We start from the raw sequence: 14716 nt of genomic DNA on the forward strand, positions 1-14716 counted from the left end.
GCCTTTAGGATGTCCTTTAATGACAACTTATAATCGATCATCATCGGTAAGCTGAACTGATTTATTCTCTGCTTTGTGATAACAGTGAAAGCTGTTTACAAGCATCTCGAGGTGTTCTAAATAATCACCATATTCAAGCATAGAAGAGATGAGCGTAACCATATGGTAGTGTACGGGTGAGTCTTCGTCTGTATTTAATCGGAAACCTTTTACTATATCAATCAGCAATTGTTTATTATAACTGTCAGTAGGTTCTTCAAGCATTTGTCCGGGCTTTACTTTTCCTAAAAATTTCAGATGAATATGTTCATGTTTTCTCAACAACAAATCTAATTGATGATGTACCTGTATTTGAAAATCTTCAGGCATTTGATGGAATTCATTCTCAAAGCGATGTAATCTTTTTAAAATATCAAGTGCACGCTTGTTAGTAGCAATCATATACCTGTAGATTACAAGTTTCCTAGACTTGGCAACTGTATTTTTCCAGTAAGATTCACGTTCTTCTTGATAAAGGGAATACAGGGTATCAGCTTTAGCAACATTTTCTTTGATACGTTTAATATCTTTTTTCATTAGATAATGTTCGGTTGAGGTTCGAGAACCGATTCTTATCCATTGTAAAATATCGTCGGTTGTACTGCTGATCCTTTTGTACAGTTTTGTTTCATACTTTGGAGGAAGAAAAACAAGGTTTACGATAAATGCTGACAGTATCCCAATTAGAATGGCAGCGACTCTCCAAAATGCGAATTCAGTAAAATTACCGTCCTGTTGCTCCATAATTAAAATTAATGTTACAAGTGAAATAGTCAGTTGGTTTTCATTTTTAAGCTGTAAGTTAATTACAATTGTTATAATGGCAGCCAACCCTATTAATAAGGGCTCATTACCAAATAATAATACAAACGAAATCGCAATGAGAAATCCGATAATATTTGCTTGGATTTGATCAATTAATGTTCTGTACGAACGGTAAATGGTAGGCTGAACAGCAAATACAGCTGATATACCGGCTAATACGGGGGCTGGTACATGAAATGCTGTCGCCACATAAATGGCAATCACAATGGCTATCCCCGTTTTAAAGACGCGGGCACCAACCTTCATAAAAACTACCTCTTCCTTTATTCATAGTTGCTTACGGTCATTTTTCTCTTTATATCTAAAGCATGACTGTACTATACAGGGTTTTGCCTAGATGTTCAAGATATACAGGTAAAATACTTCTTTTGACTACTTTTCTCTTTACCCAGAAAGACATGCAGCTGACACGTAATTTTCCATATCATGCTTATTAGCACCTAGAGGAGAATAAGAAAATTTAAGAATGAATAAAAGAGACCGCCCACGAAAAAATCGGGTGGTCTCTACATTCGTTTGTTGATTCGTTTCAGCTTTACAATAGCTTGGAGAACCTAGGAGCTCGGGACATAAGCAAAGCCACTGCGGGGGAGAAACGTCCTCTACGTACCTTTTTCTTATGCTCCTGGTCAAGGCCCTTCAGCTTTTAGGAAATCCAGCTTCAGGGCCTAGACGCTCGAGACATAAGTGTAGCTGCTGCGGGAGAGAAAGATCGCTCTCCTTGCGCACCTCCTCTTATGCTTGTCGCGTCTGGGCAAGGCCCTTCAGCTTTTTATTCAATCTAGCTTCAACTCCTAGTCCCTCGAGTCATAAGGATAGCCACTGCGGGAGGGAAGAGCGCCTCCCTACGTGCCGCTCCTTATGCTTGTCGGGCCTGGGCAGTCGTTTCAGCTTTTTACTTAATCCAGCTTCGGCTCCTAGGAGCTCGAGTCATAAGCAAATACTCTACGGGAGAAGAACCTTCCCTCCGAATATTTGTCTTATGCTTGTCGCTCCTAATCAGTCGCCTCAGCTTTTTATTCTGTAGACACAGATGGGTCGGCTTGGGTTTTGACTGGGACGATTTGGATGAAGTGTTGGCTTGGGTTATGGAGCAATTGAGCCAGTTCTTCTGCCACAGTGTTTTGGCCATTCTCTTTTAGAATGGCGATATAATTTGTGAGTAGTTCGGTTATATCGTCAATGCCTGTTTCATTTAATTTTTCAACAGAGACAAGGGCTCCTTTGGCAATCCGTCGTTGGATCGCGTCTTTGGTTAAACCGCGTTCCGGTAAGTAACGTTGGTAAATAACGCCGCCTGTCATTCCTGCACAAATCCAAGGACCTGGGTCTCCAAGGACAAGTCCACGGCCATTTGTCATATATTCAAAGGCAAAGCCTTTAATGTTTGAATAGACACCAATGTTCCCGTTTTCTTGCTCAGGTATATCCCGTTTTAAGGAACCACCGATAATCATATCAGCACCTGATAGGCGGATTCCTGCACGTGCATCAGCATCACCCTGGGCAATCAATAACCCTTTTTGGGCACCATAGCCAAATCCTTTTCCGACGGACCCATTATAATAGTTTCCATCTTTGCCTATCCCTTTTAGAATCGCAATTATTCCACCGAATGAAGTTTTACCGGTACCATCCTGAGAGCCACCATCCACTGTAATTGTGATTCCTTCTGTATTGTAAGCTCCTAAGCCGTTTCCTGGTATAGAACCTTGATAAGTAAGATTAACAGGTTCCATGTTGGTGTAGGAACCGTCCAGTCTGCCTCGTACTCGATGACAGGAAACACGGCTTCCAAGAACACGCTGTATAGAATTAATATTTTTATATTGTCTGGACTGATGCAAATTATTTACACTGGCATCCAAATATTCAGCTCCAACAGCAGCCATTTGAACGACTAGCTCATCCCTTGAAGCAGCAGCTTCCAGATGTGTCACCTGGCCAAGTTCAATCATTTTAAGTAAGTATGTTAAATCTAACATTTCTTTTCCTTTTGTTTGAACCAATAAATCGGATCGTCCGACTGCATCTTGGAGATTAGTAATTCCAAGTTCAGCTGCAAGTGTTTTTAATTCATTGCCAAAGGCGGTGAAGAGGTTGATGATTCCTTGGACTGCTAAATCAAATTGCCTTGGAACAAATCTTCGTAAGCCATGTTCTTTAGCTTCAGCTTCAGAATCAATTTGTGTAGCAATTCCTACATGACATGTGTCAAGATGGCAACCCCTGCATGTTGTACATCCGATTGCGATCATAGATAGTGTTCCAAAACCTACACGATTTGCGCCTAAAAGCATAACCTTGAGTACATCTTTTGCACTTTTAAGGCCACCATCAGCCCAAAGCTCGACATCTTGTCTAAGCCCGGCCTCCAGTAAAGCATTATGGGCCGCTTTAACACCAATTTCTACTGGTAAACCAACATTTTGAAGGGCATGAATACGAGCAGCTCCGGTACCACCATCAAAACCGCTTAGTGTGATGATATCAGCTCCGGCTTTTGCAATCCCTACAGCAATTGTGCCTATGTTTGGAACGACAGGTACTTTAACAGCTACTTTTGCTTGGTCATTGGCTGTTTTTAACTCATGGATCATTTGGGCTAAATCTTCAATTGAATAGATATCATGATTGTTTGATGGTGAAATCAAATCTGAGCCAATTGTTGCATTACGTGCTTCAGCAATTTTTGACGTTACTTTAGAACCTGGCAGGTGACCGCCTTCACCTGGTTTAGCTCCTTGGCCAATTTTGATTTCAAGTAAATTGGAGGAATTCAATAATTCCGCATTTACACCAAAACGACCTGAGGCTATTTGCTGACCGCGCGTGCGTGGGTATTTGCCTAGCATGTCTTTGATCTCTCCACCTTCACCATTCATGCTAATCATATTGAGGCGATCCGCCCCTTCAGCATAGGCACGGAAAGCTGTTTCATTTTGTGAACCAAAAGACATTGACGAAATCACAAATGGAAGACTATGTTCACCAACTCCAATGTCGACTGTTCCTGGATCAATGGTTTGATCGACTTTCTTAAAATCTGTTAAATGACGGATAGTCGTCGGATTTTGTTCTTCTTGTTCTGAGATTTTTTCACCATAAGCCTGATAATCTCCTGTCGAAGCTACATCACCAATTGCTTTCCAGATTCGGGGAAACAGATGGAAAGTCTTGCCGACCCGTTCTTTATCATTGGCATAGTCTATTGCACGCTGTTTCGCATCTTCCTTTAATTGATCGAATTGATAGATTAACTGATTAGAGCCAAAAAAGTTCACAATTTTGAGTGTCTCAGCAATTTCTTCATGCAATCCGATAGAGGAGAATAAACGTCCATAACCACGAAGTTCGTGAATGCCAAGGGTTGAAATTACTTTTTCTAACCCTTTCGTTAAAGAGTTATATAGATTGATAACTGGTTTAGGCTGTTCATCTGTAACGGTACGGAATAGATAATAGGGGTTAATCAAGTTAGCTCCTAAACCATAAATAACCATAATATCATGCAGATTACGAATCGCTGCAGAGCGTACCAGAATGGAGCAATCTCTGCGTTTATCGGCTTTTCCTAAAACTTTATCGACTTCAGCGACAACAAGGGTGGGATCAATCCATAAATGTCCTTCTTTATGAGCCAATTCATCATCCAGGCAGAGAAGAACGCACCCTTCTGAAACAGCGGTAAGAGCCTGTTGACTGATTCGATCCAGAGCTTCCTTGATCGTTTCATCATCAGAAAATGTCATGGATATCGTTTGTAATTCCTGAGTATCCATAAATAATTGTTGTATCTGTTCATAAGAAGGCTGTTTTACAAATTGTGCACAATCCTGTCCAGCTTTTCCTTCAGCTAGAAGAGGTGTTAATAACTCAATCACTGTGTTTAATGTTGGTTTATTTGTAAACAAGGAAGGGCGTTTACCAATAACTGTACGCGTAGAAAAGTGTTCCATTTCCCGGTCACGGTCAATGGCCGGATTTGTAACAACTGCTACACTTTCTTTAATAAAGTCTGCAATATTTTTACGATCTGAGTTGAGTGCTGCCAGAGGAGCATCATGCCCAAGTGAACGGATTGGCTCAGCGCCTTTTTCAGCCATTTGCTCAATAAGCTGAATATGGTCTCGTTCCCATCCAAACGCTTTATATTGTCCATTTTGGATTTTCGCATCTTCCTGTGCAACAATTCCTTTTTTGACATCAGGAGGTGTTAAGCGTATGCAAGCTTCTTTAAAGTTGAGTCGATCGCTAAACCGTTTATAAACTTCCTCCTGGTAAGAGGTATATTCATATAGTTCTATTGAATCTCCATTCCACTTTAATCCAACCTTTTCTCCCGGACCAATTGGTTTGGGATCAGCTACATATTCTGTTGTTGAAATAACACCCGGCTCAGACCCAAACAAATAAGAGGTTGACGTTTCCATCATCCAAAGTGGACGTAGTCCAAGTGAATCCACAGAGAAAGCAGCTTCATCCCCGTGACGGGAAATAATACCTGCCGGGCCTTGTGCAAAATGGCCCCAGCTTTCACGCAAATAAGTATATAAATCCTGAAGGTCATGCGAATATTCCTTTATTTCATTAATTATTGGAGGGAAGATAATATCAAGCGCTTCAAATAAAGAGAACCCTTCACGATAAATGAATGTCTCCAATGTGCGACTTAAATCTTGTGAATCGCTGCCGCCATCTACTAATGGAACACCGATCATACTTGCTTCGTCGCGCAATTTGGCAATTGTATTGATTTCACCGTTATGGCCAAGGACACTAAATGGTTGAACACGAAAGAAACTGGATAGTGTGTTTGTACAGTAACGATTATGACCAAGCGTCATTGTCGAAGCGACTAATGGACTTGCTAGGTCTGGATAATATTTAGGTAAAATATCTCCAGCACCCATCACTTTGTATATGGCATGATATTGACTGAGCGATGATACATGGATGTGGTTGTTTTTCTCGATTGTGATCGTTAAATCAAATAACAATGTTGTTAATGTGGGTTCGCTTAAATCTTCATTTGCCATAAAAGCGATTTGTAGAAAAATAGGATTTTCCTGTAAAGCTATTGGACCTAATGCATCAGTAGAATAGGCTTCATCAGATACATAGATCACTTTTAAATCTTTTTCGTTTGCTAGTTTGATTATTTCCTCAATAGTTTGTTGTTTCTCCGCCTCACGTTTAATAAAAAAGTGGCCCACTACAAAATGAGTATGATCAGCCAAAGCAGCATCTGCACCCGAGTTTTTTAGCTTCTCTTTCCATAAAAGACGGGGGATATCTATGTGAATACCAACACCATCACCTTCACCGTTTATAAAACCGGCCCGATGATTCATGGTAACCAGGGCATCAATACACGCAAAAATATTATCTCGAGTAGGTATTCTTTTCTTTTCAATACATGCAATAATTCCGCAAGCATCATGTTCTGATTCACGGTAATTGATAAACGTACTAGGACTCCATTTTGGGTTCATAAATTAGGCAACTATAAGCTTGCGCCTATTCGATGCCGGTTCACCTCCTGCTTTAACTTGTGGTTTTTGTTTACTTTGGAAAACTGATGAGGAAGGAAATACAGATTTTGAGGGTTTTGAATAATCAGTAACTAGTAGATTTATATTATCATTAGAATTTTCAGAAATCAATTAAATATACATTACGTTTTATTGAAAAATAAACATTATATGGTTATTAAAATCGAAAAATCTTTATGTAAGCGCTTACTAAAAGGGGTTATTATCAATTCTGCTACCAAAAGCAGAATTGATAATGTGTATATTTATTCATCTTATTGTATTTATAATGATTTGAATGCGTGATGTACTGCCTTAATGGTTGCTTCTATATCGGCTTCTGTGTGAGCGGTTGTTAAAAACCATGCTTCATATTTTGATGGTGCCAAATTTATGCCTTGTTCAAGCATAAGTTTAAAGAACCGTCCGAATACTTCACTATTCGTAGCTTCTGCTTGAGCATAATTACTAATCTCATCAGTGGAATCAGTAAAATAAACCGTCAAAGCACCTTTTAAACGATTAACTTTAATAGAAACATTATGTTCTTCGGCTGCCTGAAGGATCCCTTGCTCCAGTTTCATACCAAGTTGGTCAAGGCGTTCATATACGCCTTCTTCTTTCAATACTTCAAGGCATGCCATTCCAGCTAACATGGAAGCTGGATTTCCAGCCATTGTGCCTGCTTGATAGGCAGGTCCAAGGGGAGCAACAGTTTCCATAATTTCTTTCTTTCCGCCATAAGCACCAATTGGCAACCCACCGCCGATTATTTTTCCAAGTGCAGTCATATCAGGCTCCACACCAAGGAGATTTTGGGCACCACCATACATAAAGCGGAAAGCCGTAATTACTTCATCATAAATAACAAGTGCTCCTGCTGCATGAGTAATGTCATTAACAGCTTCTAGAAAACCGGGTTTAGGCTCAACAATACCAAAGTTACCGACAATCGGTTCAACCAAAACAGCTGCAATTTCATTTCCCCACTTATTGATTGCTTCCTTATAAGCATCTATATCATTAAAAGGAACAGTGATAACTTCCTGTGCGATACTTTTTGGTACACCGGCTGAATCTGGAGTACCAAGTGTAGAAGGGCCGGATCCGGCAGCTACTAAAACAAGATCGGAATGTCCGTGATAACAGCCTGCGAATTTAATGATTTTATCTCTTCCTGTATAGGCTCTTGCTACACGGATCGTTGTCATAACTGATTCGGTTCCAGAGTTTGTAAATCGCACTTTATCCATTGAAGGGATAGCCTCTTTAAGCATCTTTGCAAATTTCACTTCAAAGGGAGTGGGAGTCCCATAAAGGACGCCATTTTCAGCTGCCTTTGTAATAGCTTCTGTGATATGTGGATGGGCATGTCCAGTAATGATAGGTCCATAGGCAGCAAGGTAATCAATATATTGATTGCCGTCAACATCCCAAAAATAAGCACCCTTTGCTCTCTCCATTGCTACTGGCGATCCTCCGCCAACAGCCTTGAAAGATCTGGATGGTGAGTTGACACCGCCAACGATGTGTTGCATAGCTTCAGTATGCAATGTTTCTGATTGAGCGTGATTCATTCTATATTTCCCCTTTCATCTTTACCTGCTATATTGTAGCACTGGAATTATTTACTTGTACATTGTGATCCATTCATTCCAATTGATTCACATACAAGCAATCATAGGTATGCCTATATAAGCGTATATATTACAAATGTTGTTCATGATAAAAAGGGGTGTTACCTTTGTTCTATATCCTATTTTTTGCAGTCATTATTACATTACTAATGAGCTTAAGAGGTCTATTGATGCCAACCGACCCAACCAGGACTGAACGGATTTCACTTGATTATCTTTATTGGATCATTACGGTGTACTTCACAATACTAATAGGTTTTGGATTATTGTATGTCCTGTTGGAAATAAAATTTGGACCAGTTATTCATTTAAACGGGCTACCTGTAGTGGGAGGAATTTTAACGAAACTTGCTTCTTCCTTCTATTTTAGTACAATGACCCTGCTCTCTGTTGGTTACGGAGACATGGTTCCTGTGGGATTTGGCAGATGGATTGCGTCGCTTGAAGCTTTAATTGGTTATGCTTTGCCAGCTGCCTTTGTAGTAAGGACGGCTATTGACTTTGATCATGCAAAAATGAACTAAAATTAGGTATAGTTATGATAGAACGATTTGTTTCTAAATTTTTTAACAAACTAAGGGAGTGAGCTTATGAGTAATTTAGTTGGTAACAAGGCACCAGAATTTAAGCTGCAGGGAAATAATGGCCAAGAGGTTACATTAGCTGATTTCAAGGGAAAAAACGTGGTCTTATATTTTTATCCTAAAGATATGACACCGGGTTGCACGACTGAAGCCTGTGATTTCAGAGAAAGTCATGCTTCATTTGCAGAATTGGATACGATTATTGTTGGAGTTAGTCCTGATCCGGTGGACAAGCATGAAAAATTTAAAACGAAGCATAACCTTCCGTTTTTATTGTTATCAGATCCCGATCATACATTATCTAAAGCATATGGTGTATGGGTATTGAAAAAGAATTTTGGAAATGAATATATGGGAACCGAGCGGTCTACATTCGTCATTAATAAAGAGGGTACGGTGGTAAAAGAGTGGCGAAAGGTGAAGGTAAAAGGGCATGTGGAAGAGGCTTTAACCTTTATTAAAAATGAATTATCCTAATAGAACGTATGTAGCAGGCATTTTTTATGCCTGCTTTTTTTAAAACTAAAGGATAAGCAGAGGAAAGTATGTATATTTATTAATAGGGATTACATTAACCTAGAAAAGGGGTGGAAAAAGTATGAGAGATCCACGAATTAAAAAATTAGCAAGACAACTTCTTACCCACTCAGTTCGATTGGAGAAGGGTGAAAAAGTATTGATAGAAGGCCACTACATTACCAAACCGCTACTGATAGAATTAGTCGATCAAGCTTACGAGCTTGGAGCCTATCCGTTTGTTCAAATGCTGGATGATGAAATTCATAAACATGTAGCGAAAGGGTATAGTCAGGAACAGCTCGAAATTATGGCTAATTGGGACATGAAGAAATTCAAAGATATGGATGCTGTTATTGTTGTGGTTGGTGAAGAGAATGATGCGGAATTTGCTGAGATTCCATCAGAAAAATTTCAGCTCAGTGGAAAAGTAATGAAGCCAGTCGTTGATTATTATATTAATAATTGTCGTTGGGTATTAATGAACTATCCAACTAAATCACTGGCTCAAAAAGCAGGGATGAGTACAACTCAATTTGAAGATTTTCTGCTTGATGTTTGTGCAATTGATTATGCCAAAATGCAGGAGGCTATGGAGCCGTTGAAGGCATTAATGGAACAAACGGATCAAGTGCGGATTATTTCACCGGGAACGAACCTTTCTTTTTCTATTAAAGAAATTCCAGCAGTGATGTGTTTTGGGGAAAGAAATATACCGGATGGAGAAGTGTATACAGCACCTGTTAAAAACAGCGTGAATGGAACCATTACCTATAATACGCCTTGTCCTTATCAAGGGACTACCTTTAGAGATATTCGCTTGACGTTTAAAGATGGAAAAATAATTGAAGCCAAAGCGGACCAAGAGGACAAACTTAATAAAATCTTGGATATCGACGAAGGTGCCCGTTATATTGGGGAATTTGCATTGGGAGTCAACCCATTGATTAAAAATCCGATGGGAGATATTTTATTTGATGAGAAAATTTGCGGGAGCCTTCACTTTACTCCAGGCCTAGCCTATAAAGCTGCCGACAATGGCAATGTATCTTCTATCCATTGGGATATGGTGCTTATTCAACGACCTGAATTTGGCGGAGGGGAAATCTATTTTGATGGACAATTGATCAGGAAAGATGGAGTATTTGTACACCCTGAATTAAAAGGATTAAATCCTGCTTCACTTTTAGAGCAATAACAGTCTGTTTTTATAAAATCACGGCAAAAGACCAAGCACAACAAGCTATTTTGAATAGGATAGAATCAGGGAATACCTCCTCATACAACATTGAAGGACAGCAGATGAACTAGCTGTCCGTTTTTTTATTGTAAGAACAAGTATGTTGCCACAGGACGTGGTGTATTTAGTTTTCGTTCCTTAATTCAGTCGTCTCAGCTTCTTATTTAATCTAGCTTCAACGGCTAGAAGTTCAGGACATAAGCATGGCCTTTGCAGGAGGAAAGAACGCCTCCTTCCAAGGCCCTGTCTTATGCTCCTCACTTCTGGGCAAGCCGTTTCAGCTTTTTATATAATCCAGCTTCAGGACCTAGGAGTTCGGGACATAAGCAAAGTCACTGCGGGGGAGACCCGTCCCCTACGTGTCTTCGTCTTATGCACCTCACTCCTGACCAAGGCCCTTCAGCTTCTTCTTTTGGGAAAAGATGTTATTATGTTAGGTAGATAAAGGGGGTTTTTGGATGAAGATTGTTTCTACAATTTATCCTCCGGCGGAGATTCGGGAGCGTTTGGTTGAATCGTACAAGGGGTATGAGTTTCACTTTTGTAAAGGTATGAAAAATGCAGGATCTTTGATTAATGAAATGGATGTGCTCATTACATATGGAGAAGATCTCGATGAAGAACTAATGAACGAGGCCTCGAATTTGAAATGGATCAGCGTTATGTCAGCTGGGCTAGAGAAATTACCTTTTGATCCCATTAGGGAAAGGGATATAATGGTTACAAATGCAAGAGGGATTCATGCCATTCCGATGGCAGAGTATGTAATGGGAATGATGCTTTCTTATATAAAGCAATTTCCGACAATGGCAGTAAATAAAAGTAATCATATATGGAATAAGAAGCTCCCCTTTGGTGAGCTTAATGAGAAAACTCTTCTCGTATTGGGTACTGGTGCAATTGGGAATGAAATAGCCAGATTAGGCAAATCTTTTCGAATGAACACGATTGGTATGAATCGTAGTGGTAATTCCCCTAGCTCATATTTTGATGATACTATCAAAGTGTCTCAAATTGAGGATACCCTACCGAATGCAGATTTTATTGTGTCTGTACTACCGAGTACTTCGGAAACTAAGGGCCTTTTAAAATACAAACACTTTGAATTGATGAAGAACGACGCGATGTTTATCAATATTGGCCGTGGAGATTTAATGAAAGAAGAGACAATTCATGAGGTGTTGAATGATCAAGTGATCGGTCATATGGTGCTTGATGTTTTTCCGGATGAACCCTTGAATAAAAACAGCGAGCTTTGGTCTTATCCAAATCTAACCATTACACCACATACTTCGAGTAGTTCAAAAAAATACTTACCTCGCGCATTTACTATATTTGAAGAGAACTTTCAGCGGTTTATTAATCATAAGCATGATGATTATGTGAATAGAATTGATATAAGGAAGGGGTATTAAGATGAAAATTTATACGAAAACAGGTGACAAGGGACAAACCTCTCTAGTTTATGGAACACGTGTATCCAAAACTGACCAACGTGTTGAAGCGTATGGAACCTGCGATGAAGGGAATTCTATGATTGGGTTGGGGCTTAGTTATTTAAATGATGTAAATTTCTCGGGTAAAGAAAAATTGTTAGTGGAGTTTCATAAGATCCAAACTGATTTATTTCATGTTGGGGCAGAATTGGCCACTCCATACGGAAAAAAAGTTGGTTGGGTACTAAAGGCAGAGTCGATTGACGAAATGGAAGCTTATATTGATGAACTGAATGAGGAGTTACCCCCATTCACAAATTTCATACTCCCGGGAGGCCATCCTGCTGGCGCGGCATTTCATGTAGCCAGAACAGTAATACGCAGAGCGGAAAGAAATACGGTTGCTCTTGGAGAAGAGGTAAACCCTTTAGTTCTAAAATATTTGAATAGGTTATCCGACCTCCTGTTTATCATTGCTAGATATGTAAACTATAAATTGGGGAAAATGGAACCAACTTTACATAATTCTTGAGTAAGGGTTTCCAACACATTGATATAATATATTGGTGTGAAATGCTGGAAATATTGACAACTCAACTGATCATCAAGTAAACTTATTATAACAATTATAAAGTGAGAATAGATAAAAAAGGAGTGCATGACGGTGTCTCAACCACAACTAAAAGAAGCGTTAGATACTTTGAAACAAACTGGTGTCCGCATGACTCCGCAACGTCATGCCATACTCGAGTATATAATTACTGCCCATGCGCATCCAACAGCTGATGAAATATACAAGGCGTTGGAAGGTAAATTTCCTAATATGAGCGTAGCAACAGTATATAACAATTTGCGTGTGTTTAAAGAGGTTGGCTTAGTAAAAGAGTTGACGTACGGAGACTCATCCAGTCGATTTGATTTTGTATCATCAGATCATTATCATATTATATGCGAAAAGTGTGGAAAAATAGTTGATTTTCATTATCCGGGTCTTGATGAAGTAGAACATCTTGCCTCGCATGTTGCAGGTTTCAAAGTAACACATCACCGTATGGAGATCTATGGTGATTGTCCAGACTGTTCTGCTAAAGAAGTACATTAATCATTTAAATATTGATAATGGATAAATAAAAGAAAAAGCTGGCTCATTGCCAGCTTTTTCTTTTATTTATTTTTTAACTTTTTCTTATTGTAATCTTCGTTGAATTCTTTTCCTTCTAAGTCTTTATCAAGTGTTAATGGTTCTTTACAATACATACACATATCCACTCTACCTAATATTTTCGTATATTTATTGCAATTTGGGCATACAACCTGTACAGCTTTAGTTGATAGCATTCCTATCCAGAAATATACGACCATACTAGCAATAATAGACAATAGCCCAAGTACCATAAAAATAGTCATCATGAGCGGTGAGTTTCTAAAGAAAATTCCAGCGTACATTATAATAAAACCTATAAAGATCAAGCTAAGTGCAAATGTTCGTATTTTATTAATTTTACTCGAGTACTTTGCCACCGTGTATCCCCCTTTTTCTTCTATAATATACCATATTATCCAGTGGATTTAATAACATTAGATATCAAAATAGTGGCAGGAGTTTGTCGAATATTGTTGAATAGATAATAAGAGTGAATAAATTGTGGAGGAATGGACCATGGAAAATATTCTAAGACCCGTTTATCAAGAAAGAGCTAGTAATCCGGATACAAAAGGAGTTTTATTAGTTGAGAAAAATTCATCGGAAAGTCCCGTTACAGATACATTTGATTACATCCTATTGATCATTACGGATAGTAAGGATAAGCAACCGGTCTATATTAAACATTATGCGTATGAAGATAAAAAAGCAGCACTCCACATCGTAACAGAAGAAAAGTTAAATGAGTGGAGGCTACTGGGTAATAATAAAAAAATTATTGATTGGATTTATAATGGAAAGGTCCTGTTTGACCGTAATGATTACTTGGCATCTTTAAAAAGAGAATTAAATGAGTTTCCGTTCTATGGAAGGAAGATAAAAAAGGGAATAGAATTTGCAAGACTCATACGTAGTTATATGGATGGGAAAGAGCTATTTGATCAGGGAGATTCATTAGATGCGTATAATCAGATTATCCACGCCCTTCACCATCTTGCGAGATTAGAAATCATTGAAAAAGGATTTTATCCTGAAGTAACCGTATGGAATCAGGTTAAACAAATAGGGCCTGATATTTATAAACTGTATGAAGAGTTGGTTTATAGTGAAGAAAGTCTTAAACAAAGATTGGAGCTTCTTTTCCTCGTTAGTGATTTTTTTATTCATACAAGAACAGAATCTGGGGCTGGGCATATAGTAGAAATTATAGGTGAAAAAGAAGAAAGATATTGGTCATTCGATGAATTGTATTCTCATAGAGAATTACGTTATTACGGAGAAGATTTAAGGATATTACTCGAGTATTTGATTGATCGTGGCTACATTGATGTTGTATTTGAAAAGACTAAGGGAGCGAAGCTTTTTCACAGGTATTATAAAATTCATAAAGAAATTTAAAAAATTATATTGACCAAATGATTTAAGGATGATATATTAATAAACGTCGCTGCTGCGATAAACATTTCGGAGTGATACGGCGATAAAAAAACTTTAAAAAAGTTGTTGACTTACGAGGTCAGCAATGATATGATAAGACAGTCGCATTTTTGCGACAATGATTTAAAAATGTTAGCAAATTACATTAAAAGAAATGCTTGACATCGAAAAGCTATCTTGATATAATGTAAAAGTCGCTAACACGACAGATTGTTCTTTGAAAACTAAACAAAACGAAACGCCAAGTAAGTCTAAAATAAGAGATTTTTAAAATCTCGTCAATTTGCTTTAAAAAATAGCTAGATCAAACATCTTATGGAGAGT

General features: G+C 38.6%; 11 protein-coding genes. 7 read left to right on the forward strand and 4 right to left on the reverse strand.

The window, feature by feature from the left end; genetic code table 11:
* Window positions 1-27: 27 nt before the first annotated feature.
* The 3 genes from AC58NB_RS16620 to AC58NB_RS16630 form a co-directional block, all read right to left on the reverse strand.
* Window positions 28-1110, reverse strand: a complete 1083-nt coding sequence (locus tag AC58NB_RS16620; protein ID WP_497427915.1) for an FUSC family protein — start codon at window positions 1108-1110, stop codon at window positions 28-30.
* Between the two features lie 770 nt (window positions 1111-1880).
* Window positions 1881-6359, reverse strand: a complete 4479-nt coding sequence (locus AC58NB_RS16625; RefSeq protein WP_497427916.1) for a glutamate synthase-related protein — start codon at window positions 6357-6359, stop codon at window positions 1881-1883.
* A 323-nt stretch (window positions 6360-6682) separates the two neighbouring features.
* Entirely contained in the window at window positions 6683-7975 is a 1293-nt protein-coding gene (locus tag AC58NB_RS16630) for a glutamate-1-semialdehyde 2,1-aminomutase (protein WP_497427917.1), read from the reverse strand.
* A 167-nt stretch (window positions 7976-8142) separates the two neighbouring features.
* Here AC58NB_RS16630 and AC58NB_RS16635 point away from each other — a divergent pair, with 167 nt between their 5' ends.
* The 6 genes from AC58NB_RS16635 (at window position 8143) to perR (ending at window position 12913) form a co-directional block, all read left to right on the forward strand.
* On the forward strand, window positions 8143-8559 hold the full coding sequence (locus tag AC58NB_RS16635; RefSeq protein WP_497427918.1) for an ion channel: 417 nt from the start codon (window positions 8143-8145) through the stop codon (window positions 8557-8559).
* A gap of 66 nt (window positions 8560-8625) precedes the next feature.
* Window positions 8626-9096 (forward strand): thioredoxin-dependent thiol peroxidase, encoded by a 471-nt coding sequence (gene bcp, locus AC58NB_RS16640; protein ID WP_497427919.1) that lies wholly within the window; start codon window positions 8626-8628, stop codon window positions 9094-9096.
* Between the two features lie 121 nt (window positions 9097-9217).
* Window positions 9218-10333, forward strand: a complete 1116-nt coding sequence (locus tag AC58NB_RS16645; protein ID WP_497427920.1) for an aminopeptidase — start codon at window positions 9218-9220, stop codon at window positions 10331-10333.
* A gap of 500 nt (window positions 10334-10833) precedes the next feature.
* On the forward strand, window positions 10834-11790 hold the full coding sequence (locus tag AC58NB_RS16650) for a D-2-hydroxyacid dehydrogenase (protein ID WP_497427921.1): 957 nt from the start codon (window positions 10834-10836) through the stop codon (window positions 11788-11790).
* A gap of 1 nt (window position 11791) precedes the next feature.
* Entirely contained in the window at window positions 11792-12343 is a 552-nt protein-coding gene (locus AC58NB_RS16655) for a cob(I)yrinic acid a,c-diamide adenosyltransferase (RefSeq protein ID WP_497427922.1), read from the forward strand.
* A gap of 126 nt (window positions 12344-12469) precedes the next feature.
* On the forward strand, window positions 12470-12913 hold the full coding sequence (perR, locus tag AC58NB_RS16660; protein WP_497427923.1) for a peroxide-responsive transcriptional repressor PerR: 444 nt from the start codon (window positions 12470-12472) through the stop codon (window positions 12911-12913).
* A gap of 62 nt (window positions 12914-12975) precedes the next feature.
* Here the strand turns inward: perR and AC58NB_RS16665 are convergent, their stop codons facing one another.
* Window positions 12976-13332: a YgzB family protein gene (locus AC58NB_RS16665; RefSeq protein WP_497427924.1), complete on the reverse strand. Its 357-nt coding sequence runs from the start codon at window positions 13330-13332 to the stop codon at window positions 12976-12978.
* A gap of 139 nt (window positions 13333-13471) precedes the next feature.
* Between AC58NB_RS16665 and AC58NB_RS16670 the strand changes: the two genes are divergently transcribed.
* A complete protein-coding gene (locus AC58NB_RS16670) occupies window positions 13472-14353 on the forward strand; it encodes a nucleotidyltransferase-like protein (protein ID WP_497427925.1) in 882 nt (293 codons plus the stop codon).
* The last annotated feature ends 363 nt before the right edge of the window (window positions 14354-14716 follow it).

This window comes from Pradoshia sp. TA40_28 (assembly GCF_059694525.1).

Excerpts from the sequence above, each read along its gene's own strand:
- AC58NB_RS16620 (WP_497427915.1), bottom strand. The coding sequence starts at position 1,110 with ATGAAGGTTGGTGCCCGCGTCTTTAAAACGGGGATAGCCATTGTGATT.
- AC58NB_RS16625 (WP_497427916.1), bottom strand. The coding sequence starts at position 6,359 with ATGAACCCAAAATGGAGTCCTAGTACGTTTATCAATTACCGTGAATCA.
- AC58NB_RS16630 (WP_497427917.1), bottom strand. The coding sequence starts at position 7,975 with ATGAATCACGCTCAATCAGAAACATTGCATACTGAAGCTATGCAACAC.
- bcp (WP_497427919.1), top strand. The coding sequence starts at position 8,626 with ATGAGTAATTTAGTTGGTAACAAGGCACCAGAATTTAAGCTGCAGGGA.
- AC58NB_RS16645 (WP_497427920.1), top strand. The coding sequence starts at position 9,218 with ATGAGAGATCCACGAATTAAAAAATTAGCAAGACAACTTCTTACCCAC.
- AC58NB_RS16650 (WP_497427921.1), top strand. The coding sequence starts at position 10,834 with ATGAAGATTGTTTCTACAATTTATCCTCCGGCGGAGATTCGGGAGCGT.
- AC58NB_RS16655 (WP_497427922.1), top strand. The coding sequence starts at position 11,792 with ATGAAAATTTATACGAAAACAGGTGACAAGGGACAAACCTCTCTAGTT.
- perR (WP_497427923.1), top strand. The coding sequence starts at position 12,470 with ATGACGGTGTCTCAACCACAACTAAAAGAAGCGTTAGATACTTTGAAA.
- AC58NB_RS16670 (WP_497427925.1), top strand. The coding sequence starts at position 13,472 with ATGGAAAATATTCTAAGACCCGTTTATCAAGAAAGAGCTAGTAATCCG.